This window comes from Microbulbifer sp. ALW1, from assembly GCF_009903625.1.
GTDB lineage: Bacteria > Pseudomonadota > Gammaproteobacteria > Pseudomonadales > Cellvibrionaceae > Microbulbifer.
Map to the genome: position 1 here is coordinate 784,524 of NZ_CP047569.1, position 13,312 is coordinate 797,835.

The following is a 13,312-nucleotide window of genomic DNA, read 5'->3' on the forward strand; positions in this document are numbered from 1 at the left end:
GCTGGAACGCCCGAGTGTATCAGACCTGATAAAAGTGCGGTGCTGGGACCGAAGTTACGGAGTCCGCTGGCTGTATTTTTCTTCCAGCGCCTTCTGCACGCCCGGTGGTACAAACTTGGTGACATCGCCACCGAGAGAGGCGATCTCTCGCACCAGAGAGGAAGAAATGTAGGACAGGTGCTCTGCCGGGGTGAGGAACAGGCTTTCCATCTGCGGCGCCAGCTGGCGGTTCATGTTCGCGAGCTGGAACTCGTACTCGAAGTCCGATACCGCGCGCAGGCCGCGCACTACGCCGTAGGCATCAACTTGACGCACCAGGTCGGCGAGCAGGATATCGAAGCCGATGACCTCGATGTTGTCCAGGTGAGACAGCTCCTGTTGGGCCAGCTCCACCCGTTCTTCCATGGTAAACAGCGGGTTTTTACGGGTGCTGGCGGCCACGGCGACGATAACGTGATCGAACAGTCGGCAGGCCCGCTCGACCAGGTCCATATGTCCGTTGGTGATGGGGTCAAAGGTACCCGGGTAAACCACTTTTTTCATAAGCCAAATCGCCTTGCCGGCCAGAAGGGACGCGCATCTTAAACAATTTAGCGCTAAGGCTCAAAAGTGCGCGGATCTACGGCTAATTTAGCGCTAGTTTGGGGGGTACCTTATTTGGAGGTACCTTATTTGATTTGGCGGTACCTTAACGGCTGGGAGAATCTCAGGTGGCGTTCAGGTGGCGTAAAGCCGCATGCAGACCTGTCCTGCCCGTTTTTCCTTCTCCAGCTCCCAATCTGCCGGCACCGGCATGGCGGTATCCCGCGGAGATTCCACGTAAATTCGCGCCTTGTCGGCGATCAGGCCCGCTTCGGTCAGCGCCGCAAGGGTGCTTTGCCAGAGATCCCCGGCAAACGGGGGGTCGACGAAGATCACATCGAAAGGCTGATGACTGGCTGCTGCCTGTGACAGGAAGACTTCTGCGGGGCAGTTGTGGACCCGTCCACCTTCCGCTTGCAGCAATTCCAGCTGTTGGCGCAGCATCTGCGCGGCGCCGCGATCCAGCTCCACAAAGTCCACGGTTTCGGCGCCGCGGCTCAGAGCCTCAAGACCCAAGGCGCCGGAGCCCGCGAACAGGTCCAGGCAGCGGGCGCCGGGCAAATGGAATTGGAGCCAGTTGAACAGGGTTTCCCGCAGCCGGTCCCCGGTGGGGCGCAGTCCTTCGATGGGCGCAAACGCCACCTTCCGGCCCCGCCAGCGGCCACCGATGATCCGCAATTGCGAGGCTTGCTTCGGCGCTTTTTGGGAAGTGTGGCGTGGCGATGATCTGGAGTTGTGGTTTCTGGCCAAGGGGGTCTCTGTGCAGGAATCAATAGGCATCAATTAGACTGGGGATGGCTGTGTGTTAAACAGCCAGCGGTGCTAAGATTAGCGCCTTTCCGCTGCTGACCGCCAGTCAGCGGCTATCACTACTGAATCTCAGTTACAGAATCCGCATACGATGATTTTTGATTTCCTGCGCAAGAAAAAGCCAGAAGGCGAAGAAGCGGCTGCCGAACCGGTAGCCACCCCGGAGGCCGCCGAAACGGAATTCGAGATTCCCGACAATCTGCGAGCGGAGCCGGAACCGCAGGCCGAGCTGCCAGAGCCAGTGCCGGAAGCGCCCGCGGAGCCGGTGGTCGAAGAGGAGCCGGTGGTTGAAGCGGAGCCAGTGGTCGAAGAGGCACCGGTGGCCGATGAAAAGTTATCCACAGAAGAAGCGCCGGAATCCGCGTTCGACCCCAGCCCGCAGCCAGTGGCAGAGCCCGAGCCTGTCGTAGAGCCAGAGCTGGCCCCCGCCGAGCCTGCGGTGCAGGAAAAGCCCAAAAAAGAGGGCTTCTTCGCCCGTATTCGCCGCGGACTCTCCCGTACCAGTAGCCAGTTTGCCGAAGGTATGGGCAACCTGTTCCTGGGTGCCAAGGAGATCGACGAAGACCTGATGGAAGAGCTGGAAACCCAGCTGCTGATGGCGGACGTGGGTGTGGACGCAACCACCGAAATCATCGACCGACTCACCGACCGGGTTTCCCGTCGCGAGCTGTCCAACGGCGAAGCCCTCTACGCCGCGCTGCAGGAAGAGCTGGCCAGCCTGCTGGACCAGGTCGAAGCCCCGCTGGCCATTGACCAGGGCAAACAGCCGTTTGTGATTCTGGTGGTGGGCGTCAACGGCGTCGGCAAAACCACCACCATCGGCAAGCTCGCCCACCGCTTCCTGAACGAAGGTAAATCCGTGATGCTGGCAGCCGGCGATACCTTCCGCGCGGCGGCGGTGGAGCAGCTGCAGGTGTGGGGCCAGCGCCACAATGTGCCGGTGGTTGCCCAGCACACCGGTGCCGACAGTGCCTCGGTGATCTTTGATGCCATCCAGTCCGCCCAGTCCCGCGGTGTGGATGTGGTGATTGCCGATACCGCAGGGCGCCTGCATAACAAGTCCAACCTGATGGAAGAGCTGTCGAAAGTGCGCCGGGTCATGGGCAAGCTGGACGGCAGTGCACCCCACGAGGTGCTGCTGGTACTGGATGCCGGTACCGGCCAGAACGCGCTGTCCCAGGCGGAGACCTTCCGCGATACTGCCGGTGTTACCGGACTGGTGCTCACCAAACTGGATGGCACCGCCAAGGGCGGGGTGATTTTCGCGCTGGCGCAGAAGCTGGGGATTCCGGTACGCTTTATCGGTGTGGGGGAGCAGGCGGAAGATTTGCAGCCGTTTGTGGCCAAGGACTTTGTTGCGGCGCTGTTTAACAGAAGCCAAGGTTGAAATAGCAGATAATTCCATGGCCCGTACAAGCATCTGAAACCGGATGCGAAGGTGTCGATATCGGGTCTAGCTTTGTGAGACCCGGTAGCGGCACCGCCACAGCACCTGAAAAGTACTTTCGCGTCCTGAAAACCAAGAACAACAAAAACGCGCTCATGATCCAATTCGATAACGTCAACAAACGCTACGAGTCCGGGCAGGACGCGCTGGGTCGCGTCAGCCTGGAGATCGAGCGCGCGGAAATGGTGTTCCTCACCGGGCACTCCGGTGCCGGTAAAAGTACCCTGCTGAAACTGCTCACCGCCATCGAGCGCCCTACCCGCGGCAGCATCATCGTCGGCGGCCAGAACCTGAACCGCCTGCGCAACAGCCAAATTCCCTACTACCGCCGCAATCTCGGCATCGTATTCCAGAACCACCAGTTACTGTTTGATCGCAGCGTGTTCGACAACGTCGCCCTGCCCTTGTCGGTCTCCGGCTGCAGCAAGCGCGAAGTCGGCCGCCGGGTACGGGCCGCGCTGGACAAGGTGGGGCTGCTGCACAAGGAAAAGCAGAACCCCATCGTGCTCTCCGGCGGTGAGCAGCAGCGGGTGGGTATTGCCCGCGCGGTGGTGAACAAGCCCGCCCTGCTGGTGGCCGATGAGCCCACCGGTAACCTCGACCCCCAACTCTCGCAGGAGATCATGGACCTGTTCCGGCAGTTCAACGCCGTGGGCACCACGGTACTGATCGCGAGCCACGACCTCGAACTGATCGCGCGCATGCGCCAGCGGGTACTGACCCTGCAAGCCGGGCAATTGATCTACGACGGATATCCCAGCCGTGAACCAGCGTACTAAGCCCTCTCCCCCTGTGACCGAACGCCCACGCGCAGCCGGCGCGGTCACCGCCCGTACCGGCGCCGGCGACCGCTTCAGCAGCTGGCTGGGTCACCACCGCGAAATGTGGCGAGAATCCTGGGTGCGTTTCTTTGCCTCACCCATGTCCAGTGGCATGACCGCACTGGTGATTGCCATCGCCCTGGCGCTGCCGGCGGCACTGCAGTTAGGGCTCACCAACTTCCAGAAAGCCGTTGCCGGCTGGGACGGACAACCACAGATTTCGGTATTCCTGCACAAGCGGGCGAAACAGGGCGCGGTAGCTTCCTACGCGGATGACCTGCGCGCAGATCCGCTGGTGGCGGGTGTGACCTACATTTCGCCAGAACAGGCGTTGGCCGAGTTCCAGCAGGCCTCGGGGCTGGGTGATGCACTGGTGGGGATGGAAAGCAATCCGCTGCCGGCGGTGCTACTGGTGCGCCCGTCGGGTACCGACAGCTTGGCACTGGAGGCGCTGGCGGAGCGTTTGCGGGAGAGCGCGCTGACGGATTCGGTGGTACTGGATATGGCCTGGGTACAGCGCTTGGCGCAGTTGACGGAGCTGGGCCGGCGCATGAGCCTGGGCTTGGCGTGTTTGCTGGCCCTGGGGGTGTTGCTGGTGGTGGTGAACAGTATCCGCCTGCATATCGAAAATCGCCGCCAGGAGATCCTGGTGGTGAAACTGGTAGGCGCGACCGATGCGTTTGTGCGCAGGCCCTTCCTGTACACCGGTCTGGTGTACGGTCTGGTGGGCGGGCTGATTGCCTGGTTGCTGGTGAGTTTCGGTGTCTGGTTGCTGGCGGGCCCGGTAAGCGGGCTGGCAAATCTGTACGGCAGTGGTTTCCGGCTCGATGGCCCGGGCTTCACCTATCTGGTTGGTTTGGCGGGTGGCGCGGCGCTGTTGGGGCTGACCGGTGCCTGGCTGGCGGTGGCGCGGCATATTTCGGCAATTCAGCCACGTTGACCAGTGAGTCGGTCAAGTTTCGTAAAGCCCGGAACTTCCCCTGTGGATAACTGTTCTAAATAGCCGCAAATCAAGGGCTGGCGCGGTGTGCCGGCCACTCGTGGATGGGGTTCCATTTCCCGTTGCGAGTGCTACACTGTGGCCATTCTTGTCACTTCCGGATGCCTGATGTAAAGGGCCGGAGGGCAAAGCCGCCGCAAACTACTGGTTCCGGTAAGAAAGAGTCCGGGCAGCAAGTGCCAAGCGGGGCAACTGAGTTACGAGGAGAATCCTGAATGGGAACAAACCTGCAGCCGATCCACACACTGTCGCCGGGCGCCAACCTGAACGCCTACATCCAGACAGTAAGCGGCTTTGAGATCCTTTCTGCCGAGGAAGAAAAGAAACTCGCGGAAGATCTCTACTATCACGAAAATCTCGACGCAGCCCGTCAGCTGGTTATGTCCCACCTGCGTTTTGTGGTGCACATCGCCAAGTCCTACTCCGGTTACGGCCTGAACCAGGGCGACCTGATTCAGGAAGGTAACGTGGGCCTGATGAAGGCGGTAAAGCGTTTCAATCCTGAGAAAGGTGTACGCCTGGTGTCCTTTGCGGTGCACTGGATCAAGGCCGAGATTCACGAATTTATTCTGCGCAACTGGCGCATTGTGAAAATTGCCACCACCAAGGCCCAGCGCAAGCTGTTCTTCAACCTGCGTGGCCAGAAGAAGAAACTGGCGTGGCTGACCAACGATGAAGCCAAGCGCGTGGCAGCTGAGCTGAACGTCGATGTGCAACATGTACACGATATGGAGGGCCGTCTGGCGGCCCACGATGCGGCGTTTGATGCGGGCGTGGATGACGATGAAGATTCCGCGTGGCAGGCGCCGGCGCATTACCTGGAAGACCGCCGTTACGATCCGGCTACCATGCTGGAACAGGACAACTGGCAGGAAACCAGCGTCAACAATCTGACCGCTGCGATGGAGCAGCTGGACGACCGCAGCCGCGATATCATCGAGGCGCGCTGGTTGAGCGAGAGCAAGGCGACCTTGCACGACCTGGCCGACAAATACGGTGTTTCCGCGGAACGTATCCGCCAGCTGGAAAAGAACGCCATGAAAAAAGTCCGGGTAGCGATGGAGGCCTGATCGCCTTCTGATCCAACCGGATTCGAGAACCGCGCTTATGGCGCGGTTTTTTCGTATATGCAGGGCTGTGGAATTGGGTTGATGTTCTGAAGCTGGTCCGGTGGCGGAGAGGCACCGGGTATCTGTTTTCGGAACCGCTATGAATACATCCATGTACGCTGCGTCGGCGACGTCCCTGTCGCCGACGCTTCCGAAAACAGATACCCGGCACCTCCCCTTCGATTCTGACCGCAGCACTCCGTAAGCGCGAATGAAAGGAATAAAGATGGCTAAATTGTATTTGCTACTCGCGGCGTTTTTTGGCGGCACCGGCGTTATCCTCGGTGCATTCGGTGCCCATGGCCTGCGCGACAAAGTCGCGGAAAACCTATTGGATGCCTATAAAACCGGTGTGCAATACCAGATGATCCACGCCCTGGCACTGATCGCTGTGGCAATTCTGATTCATCAGATCGGCGCAAAAACGTCACTGATCGTAAGCGGTGCTCTGTTTGCCATCGGCATCCTGTTTTTCTCCGGCAGCCTCTACGGCCTGACATTTGGCGGCCCAAGAATCCTGGGGCCCATTACGCCGTTAGGCGGCACGCTGATGATCGGCGGCTGGATAGCACTGTTTATCGCTGCACTCGGCTATACAAAGTAAGCACTGGCAACTACGAAGCAAAAAACTACGAATTGCAGGGCAAGCACCGGGTATAAGTTTTCAGAAGCGTCGGCGACAGGATGTCGCCGCCGCAGCGCCCAGGGATGGGTTCACAGCGGTTCTGAAAACTTATACCCGGTGCTTGGCCGCCACAAGACGAGCTACGAAGCACCCAAGAACTGTGCTCCGAGCCAAGAGGTAACAAAACCAAGATGCAAGAAGAACCCAACAACGAACAAGGTAACGAGGAAGAAGACTTCCCCTACCGCACCGAATTTAAAAAGAAATCCATCCGCAGCTACGTGATTCGCGGCGGTCGTATGACCGAAGGCCAGCGCAAGGCGTTCGATACTTACTGGGGTCCTTACGGCCTGTCACTGTATGACGGCGCTATTGATCCGAAGGCAATCTTCGGTCGCGAAGCGCCGGTAGTGCTGGAAATCGGTTTCGGTATGGGCGATTCCCTGCTGGAAATGACTGAAACAGAAACCGACAAAGACTTTATCGGCATCGAAGTACACCCGCCTGGCGTTGGCCGCCTGATCAACAATGCAGGTAAAGCCGAAGTCAAAAACCTCAAGGTATATATGGCCGACGCCATCGACGTGCTCAACGACTGCATCGCCGACGCCAGCCTTGACCGCTTCCAGCTGTATTTCCCCGACCCCTGGCACAAGAAAAAACACAACAAGCGCCGCATCGTGCAGCCCGAGTTCGTCAAACTCCTGTGCAGTAAACTCAAGCCCGGTGGCCTGATGCACATGGCCACCGACTGGGAAAACTACGCGGAACAGATGCTCGAAGTACTGGAAGCAGAAAGCATGCTGGAAAATACTGCGGGCAAAGGCAACTACGCCGAGCGCCCCGCATTCCGCCCGCAGACCAAGTTTGAACGCCGCGGTGAGCGCCTGGGCCACGGCGTTTGGGATTTGCTGTATACCCGGAAATAATCCGCACTCCGGCCGCGCGCAGTGTGACCTGTAATCCGCTGTGCGCGGGCCCCTTATGCTATCTTCACACTACCGCCGGTAAACGGAAGCTCCGGAGCTAGAATGACAAAAATCCGCAACATCTCCCGACTCTTGCTGCTCGCAGGTGCCGGTATGGCCCTGAGTGGCCAGGCCCTGGCCGATCGCGAAGGCACCCTCAACCTCTACCTCAATGCCGGCCAATACTGGTTCGATGACGCACGTCTGGACGGCACCCCCTATGTCGGCTTTGAACTGGACGATAGTGCCGGTGGTGGTATCGGCTTTGGCTACAACGTCACCGACCGCTGGGTAGTCGAGGGGGTTTACGACCTGTTCAGTGTCAATGTGCAGGACACCCTGGAAGACGTGGATGTGCAGAATTACCACCTCGACCTGATGTACCAGTTCGCCGGACGTTTCTGTGGCAATTACGATTGGCAGCCCTATGTGGTCTTGGGTGCCGGCGAATTGCGGGTCGACGAAACGTCTTATGGCTACCCCGATGACTGGCACCGGCGCCAGACTATGGTCAACTTCGGTGCTGGTATTAAGTACCGCCTCGGTCCGCGCTGGCAGGCCCGCGGCGACCTGCGCGGTTTTCAGGGTGTGGAAGAAGGTGGCTTGGACAGCTTCCTGAACTTCAGCATCGGTTACCAGTGGGGTGCGGACCCGGTGGTGTACGATCGCGATGGCGACGGAGTCTTCGATGATGTGGACCAGTGCCCGCAAACACCGGCCGGATTGGACGTGGATGCGCGGGGCTGCCCGATCGATGGCGACGGTGACGGTGTGCCGGATTACCTCGATCAGTGTCCGATGACGGCCATGGGCATGCCGGTGAATTACGATGGCTGTGCCCATGAGCCTTACGACCCGGCGGATCTTTCCAAGTAACCCCGGTTTCTTATCGTTTTACAGGCTAGATTCCAAGCCAGTTCCAAGCCAGAGTGCGGGCAGCTCCTGCCCGCAACCTATACTTTTTTGCCGCTTAGTCTATTCTCCCCGGGCTGCCTCCAGCGCCTCGGAAATTTCCAGCCATTCCATTTCCAGCGTCTCCAGCTCTTCCCGCGCCTGCCCCTGGGCCTGGGTCAGACGGGAGATCTCTTCCTGCTGGCCACCGCTGTAGAGGCTTTCATCCGCCAGCTGCGACTCCAGCTGTGCCACCTGCTTTTCCGCCTTCGCCATTTTCTGCTCGATGCTCTTGAGCTTGTTGGTGAGCGGTTTCAGTTGCTCACGCAGTGCGGCCGCGGCGCGGCGCTGGGCCTTTTTATCCTCGCCGGGTTTGCCGTCGAGCGGTTGGCTGCCGGTTTCATCGCGCTGCTTTTCATTGCGCTTCTCATCGCGTTTGAAGCTCAGTAGCCACTGTTTGTAGTCCTCCAGATCGCCGTCGTAGGGCTCGGCACGGCCCTCGGCCACCAGGATAAATTCATCGGTGGTGTTGGCCAGTAGGTGGCGGTCGTGGGATACCAGCACCACTGCGCCGGGGAATTCCGCCAGTGCCAGGGTCAGGGCGTGGCGCATTTCCAGGTCCAGGTGGTTGGTGGGTTCGTCCAGCAGTAACAGGTTGGGTTTCTGCCACGCCAGTAGCGCGAGTGCGACACGGGCCTTTTCGCCGCCGGAGAAGCCGCCTACCGTTTCAAATACCCGGTCGCCCACAAAGCCGTAGCCACCGAGAAAATCCCGCAGCTGCTGTTCGCTGGCGTCAGGAGAGAGGCGCTGTACGTGCAGCATCGGCGACGCGTTGCTGTCCAGTGCCTCCAGCTGGTGCTGGGCAAAGTAACCGATCTTGAGGTGTTCGCCACACTGGCGCTCGCCGGCGAGCAGCGGCAGCTCGCCAGCGAGAGATTTGATCAGGGACGACTTGCCGGCACCGTTGGGTCCCAGCAAGCCGATGCGGCGGCCGGGCTGAATACCCAGTTCGACGCGCGGCAAAATGACTTTCCCCGGATAGCCGATTTGCGCTTCGCGCAGGTCGATCAACGGGTTGGATACCTTGTCGGATGACGGCAGGCGAAAGCGGAATGGTGAGTCCACGTGGGCCGGGGCGATTTCCGCCATGCGGTCCAGTGCCTTGAGCCGGCTCTGGGCCTGCTTGGCCTTTGTGGCCTTTGCCCGGAAGCGGCGCACAAAGTCTTCCATATGTGCGCGCTCGGCCTGCTGCTTCTCGTATTGCACTTGCTGCTGTGCCAGGCGCTCGGCACGGGCGCGCTCGAAAGCGGTGTAGTTGCCACTGTAGAGCACCAGTTCCTGCTGTTCGAAACTGATGATGCCGCCCACCACCGCATCGAGAAAGTCGCGGTCGTGGGAAATGATCAACAGGGTACCGGGAAAGCGCTGCAGCCATTGTTCCAGCCACAGGGTGGCATCCAGGTCCAAGTGGTTGGTGGGTTCGTCCAGCAGCAGCAGGTCCGCCGGGCACATCAGCGCCCGCGCCAGGTTCAGGCGGATACGCCAGCCACCGGAGAAGCTCTTCACCGGGCGCTGCTGGTCGGCGTGAGAAAAACCCAGGCCATCAAGCAGCTGCGCGGCGCGCGCGGGACCGCTGTAACCGTCGATGGCCGCCATCTGCTCGTGCAATTCACCAATGCGCTTGCCATCACTGCCATCGGCCTCAGCTGCCGCCAGCGCCCGCTGCAGTTCGCGCAGGCGGTGGTCGCCGTCGAGGGCGTAATCCAGCGCGCTCTGGTCACTGGCGTCCACCTCCTGGGCCATGTGCGCCACTTCCCAGTTGCTCGGCACTTCTACCGAGCCGGCGTCGCTGTCCTGTTGCTTCAGCAGCAGTTTGAACAGCGTGGACTTGCCGCAGCCGTTGGCGCCGATGACACCCACCTTGTGGCCGGGGAAGATACGGCAGCTGGTATTGTTTAGCAGATCGCGTCCGCCCACTTGCAGTGAGACGCCTTGCAGATTAATCAATGGAAACCTCTTTGAAATCGCCCAGTTTTGACTAGGCTATCGGCATAACTATTTTGCCGGGATTCTAACGTGACAGATACCGCACCTCCATCACCGCCCTTCTCGCCCCTGCAAAATCCGCTGTGGCATTTCAGTCTGGAGTTCTATAGACAGCCCCAGGTCGCCGACTTTCTGCTGGAGTGCCAGGACGCCAAGGGGGCGGATGTCTGCCTGCTGTTGTGGGCCAGCTACACCAGCGCCTGCGGACGTCAGTTGAGTGATGAGAGCTGGCGCGTCGCGGATCGCGGCCTGGCGCCGCGCCGACGCATGATCAACAGCGTGCGCAACCTGCGCCGCTGGCTGGGTCGAATCAACAAGGGCAATGGGTTTTACGAGTGGTGCAAGCGCTGTGAGATACGCATGGAACAGAGACAGCTGGCGGCACTGTGGAAGCTACACGGCGAAACCTGGCCGGAGACCCGCTCCCCGCTGGAGCTGGCTGGGCAGCAATACGGTTTGTTACAAAAAGAACAGGCCCGCTGGGCGGGCCTGATTGATGCCTATAGCTCGGCAACGAGCCCGGCGAGCGACATGGTGGCCGCTGGCGCAGGGGCAGCCGGAAGAGAAGGCTCCTGACGGCTGCCGAAACACCTGTCCGGACTCAGTACTTGTGCTTGTGCTCTTCCGGGCCGTAATGCGGATTCTCCTCGGTCGCAAACAGGCTGTTGGGCGGCGTGCTGGGGGTAATGCTCGGCACTACCGGCGTTACCGCCGCAGCACTGGATTCCGGCACCAGAGGTTTTGGCTCTGATGTTTTGCCCATAACCGGTTCCTGACTCGGCTTGGCTTCTACCGCTGGCGTTTGCGGTGCCGCTGCGGGCTTGCTGCCATTGGTTTTGGCTGGCTTTTTCGCGGCAGTTTTCTTGGGGGCTTGGGTTTTGGCCGCTGCCTTTTTCGCTGGTGTCTTTTCTGCGGGTGCCTTGGCAGCGGCGGACTTGCTGGCTGCCGGTTTCTTGGCGGTCGCTTTTTTAGCGGCGGCCTTCTTGGCTGGTTTGGTCGCTACCTTGTCCGCGGCCGGTTTGGCGCTGGCTGCCTTTTTGGTGGTTGCCTTTTTTGCCGCTGTCTTTTTCACCGCGGCTTTTTTCGCGGTGGTCTTTTTTTCTGTGGCTTTTGCCGCGACGGTTTTCACCGCTGCCTTTTTGGTAGAGGCTGCTTTCTTGGCGCTTTTGGCTGCGGCTTTTTTCTTCTTGGGCTTGCCGGCTGCCAGGACCTTCTTGCCGGCCGCCTCTGCGGCTTTCTTGACGGTGTCAGCCGTCTTCACCGCCAGCTTGGCAGCGGCCTCGGCCACTTTGGACTCGCTGGCTGCCTTGGCTGCCTCTTTAGCGGTCTTCTCGAGTTTGGCCACCGCAGCCTTGGCTGTATCGACCTTCTTTTTCGCGGCGTTCTTGGCCGCGGGGGTTTTGGCCTTGGTTGCAGAAGTGCGGGCAGCCGCGAGCTTGTCTTTGGCTTTCTTTACCTGCGTCTGGGCTTTGTCGGCTTCCTGGCTGGCCTTTTTCAGAGCTTTGCCAGCATCGGCTGCTTCCTTGGTCCGAGCTTTTTCGAGTTGGGTTGTGATCTTGGCGATCTGCTTTTCCAGATCGGAAACGGAAAGAGCGGCTTTGCGTTTGGCGGCCATGAGAGAAATCCTGCGGTTGAATCGGGGTTGTCGAAATCGGGTTGGTTCTAGCCCTGAACGCCCTCCTTCGGACAGCAGATCCACCTCTCTGCGGGAGAAAATGTTTCAGGGTGAAAGCTGATAATAGCGCTACTATTTGGTAAGTGCATCCCTGTGCATCTATCCATTTCACGCATTTCCCAGCAGATTTTGTGCTTGTGCTCCCGGGCACGCTTCTGACGCGATATACCGGTGCAAAAAAATTACCGGGAAATGAAACAACTGGGCCTCACCGGCGTCTTACTCGGCAGTGTGCAGCCCGAACTCGCATGGGGTAGACTTGCCTGTCGCTGGCCGGACGAGTTGTAACTGTGATCTGCAGCACATAGCAGGCAGTGGTCTGGGTGTACAACGGGCTGTGCAGCCGAGGTTCACGAACTGAGTGCGCCGCTCGGGTACATAGACAGCAGGACAGGGGAAACCCTGCGCTTATACAACCGGGGTTTATGCAACCTGCTTAACGAATACAATGCTTCACGGAAATAAAGAGACGATTCTCATGAATAAAACTTCTTTGGCTGCTGCGATTGCACTGGGTATTGCACTGGTCGGCTGTAACAAACAGGAGTCCGCCGGCTCCGCAGACATCAAGCTCGAATCCCAGGAGCAGAAGGTCAGCTATATCATCGCCGAAGATATGGCCAAGCGCCTGAAGAGCCAGGACGTTGCGCTGGATCCAAAAATTGTCGCCATGGCACTGAATGATGTCGCCAGCGATCGCGAATCCCGCCTGAGCGACGACGAGAAGCAGCAGGTAATTTCTGTCTTCCAGGAAAACATGCAGGCCAAGCAGAAAGAGCTGATGGCCAAGCAGGAGCAGGAGTTCAAAGCCTCCGCAGACAAAAACCTGCAGGACGGTAAGAAGTTCCTGGAAGAAAACGCCAAGAAAGAAGGCGTGCAGACCACTGACTCCGGCCTGCAGTACAAGATTGTTACTGAAGGCAGCGGCGCTAGCCCTTCCGAGACCAGCGTGGTTGAAGTGGACTACAAAGGTACCCTGATTGACGGAACTGAATTCGACAGCTCCTACAAAAACGGCAAGCCGGTTCAGTTCCCCGTCAATGGCGTGATCAAGGGCTGGACCGAAGCCCTGCAGCTGATGAAAGAAGGCGCAAAATGGGAACTCTATATTCCTTCTGACCTGGCCTATGGCCCGGGTGGTGCCGGCGGTCTGATCGGCCCCAACTCCACTCTGATTTTTGAGGTGGAACTGCACAAAGCCGACGTCAATGATGATGCTGGTGCGGCAGAAAAAGAAGCGGTAGAAGAAGACCAGGCGACTGACGCGCAAAGCCAATAAGCGCCGGTTCTTCACCACAAAAAAGGGGCCATCGGCCCCTTTTTTGTGGTCTGTTTTAT

Annotated in this window: 13 protein-coding genes; 9 read left to right on the top strand and 4 right to left on the bottom strand. The window is 59.3% G+C overall.

All coding sequences use genetic code 11. From position 1 onward, the window contains the following. Nucleotides 1-54 precede the first annotated feature (54 nt). Nucleotides 55-543, bottom strand: a complete 489-nt coding sequence (gene coaD / locus GRX76_RS03165; RefSeq protein WP_160151981.1) for a pantetheine-phosphate adenylyltransferase — start codon at nucleotides 541-543, stop codon at nucleotides 55-57. Nucleotides 544-717: 174 nt separating this feature from the next. Continuing rightward, nucleotides 718-1,362, bottom strand: coding sequence for a 16S rRNA (guanine(966)-N(2))-methyltransferase RsmD (rsmD, locus tag GRX76_RS03170; protein WP_160151982.1), 645 nt, complete (start codon nucleotides 1,360-1,362; stop codon nucleotides 718-720). 121 nt (nucleotides 1,363-1,483) lie between these two features. Here rsmD and ftsY point away from each other — a divergent pair, with 121 nt between their 5' ends. The 7 genes from ftsY (at nucleotide 1,484) to GRX76_RS03205 (ending at nucleotide 8,238) form a co-directional block, all read left to right on the top strand. Beyond that, a complete protein-coding gene (gene ftsY, locus GRX76_RS03175; RefSeq protein WP_160151983.1) occupies nucleotides 1,484-2,779 on the top strand; it encodes a signal recognition particle-docking protein FtsY in 1,296 nt (431 codons plus the stop codon). Between the two features lie 155 nt (nucleotides 2,780-2,934). Beyond that, nucleotides 2,935-3,618 carry a cell division ATP-binding protein FtsE gene (ftsE, locus tag GRX76_RS03180; protein WP_160151984.1) on the top strand — a complete coding sequence of 228 codons (684 nt, stop codon included), beginning with the start codon at nucleotides 2,935-2,937 and terminating at the stop codon, nucleotides 3,616-3,618. Further along, nucleotides 3,602-4,600: a permease-like cell division protein FtsX gene (gene ftsX, locus GRX76_RS03185; RefSeq protein ID WP_160151985.1), complete on the top strand. Its 999-nt coding sequence runs from the start codon at nucleotides 3,602-3,604 to the stop codon at nucleotides 4,598-4,600. The genes ftsE and ftsX overlap by 17 nt, the downstream gene beginning before the upstream one ends. A 275-nt stretch (nucleotides 4,601-4,875) precedes the next feature. Next, nucleotides 4,876-5,730 carry an RNA polymerase sigma factor RpoH gene (rpoH, locus tag GRX76_RS03190; RefSeq protein ID WP_160151986.1) on the top strand — a complete coding sequence of 285 codons (855 nt, stop codon included), beginning with the start codon at nucleotides 4,876-4,878 and terminating at the stop codon, nucleotides 5,728-5,730. A gap of 265 nt (nucleotides 5,731-5,995) precedes the next feature. Then, on the top strand, nucleotides 5,996-6,373 hold the full coding sequence (locus tag GRX76_RS03195; protein WP_160151987.1) for a DUF423 domain-containing protein: 378 nt from the start codon (nucleotides 5,996-5,998) through the stop codon (nucleotides 6,371-6,373). 212 nt (nucleotides 6,374-6,585) lie between these two features. Beyond that, the gene (trmB, locus tag GRX76_RS03200) at nucleotides 6,586-7,323 is read left to right on the top strand and encodes a tRNA (guanosine(46)-N7)-methyltransferase TrmB (RefSeq protein ID WP_160151988.1); all 738 of its coding nucleotides are present in this window, start codon (nucleotides 6,586-6,588) and stop codon (nucleotides 7,321-7,323) included. Nucleotides 7,324-7,425: 102 nt separating this feature from the next. After that, nucleotides 7,426-8,238, top strand: a complete 813-nt coding sequence (locus tag GRX76_RS03205) for a porin family protein (RefSeq protein ID WP_160151989.1) — start codon at nucleotides 7,426-7,428, stop codon at nucleotides 8,236-8,238. A gap of 99 nt (nucleotides 8,239-8,337) precedes the next feature. On the opposite strand, the gene GRX76_RS03210 is transcribed toward GRX76_RS03205, so the two are convergent. After that, nucleotides 8,338-10,260, bottom strand: a complete 1,923-nt coding sequence (locus GRX76_RS03210) for an ABC-F family ATP-binding cassette domain-containing protein (protein ID WP_160151990.1) — start codon at nucleotides 10,258-10,260, stop codon at nucleotides 8,338-8,340. 69 nt (nucleotides 10,261-10,329) lie between these two features. Here GRX76_RS03210 and GRX76_RS03215 point away from each other — a divergent pair, with 69 nt between their 5' ends. Continuing rightward, complete coding sequence (locus tag GRX76_RS03215) at nucleotides 10,330-10,875, top strand: TIGR02444 family protein (protein ID WP_236250527.1); 546 nt, start codon at nucleotides 10,330-10,332, stop codon at nucleotides 10,873-10,875. Nucleotides 10,876-10,900: 25 nt separating this feature from the next. On the opposite strand, the gene GRX76_RS03220 is transcribed toward GRX76_RS03215, so the two are convergent. Continuing rightward, nucleotides 10,901-11,914: a histidine kinase gene (locus tag GRX76_RS03220; RefSeq protein WP_160151991.1), complete on the bottom strand. Its 1,014-nt coding sequence runs from the start codon at nucleotides 11,912-11,914 to the stop codon at nucleotides 10,901-10,903. Nucleotides 11,915-12,452: 538 nt separating this feature from the next. Here GRX76_RS03220 and GRX76_RS03225 point away from each other — a divergent pair. Next, nucleotides 12,453-13,253, top strand: a complete 801-nt coding sequence (locus tag GRX76_RS03225; protein ID WP_160151992.1) for an FKBP-type peptidyl-prolyl cis-trans isomerase — start codon at nucleotides 12,453-12,455, stop codon at nucleotides 13,251-13,253. Nucleotides 13,254-13,312: the final 59 nt, after the last annotated feature.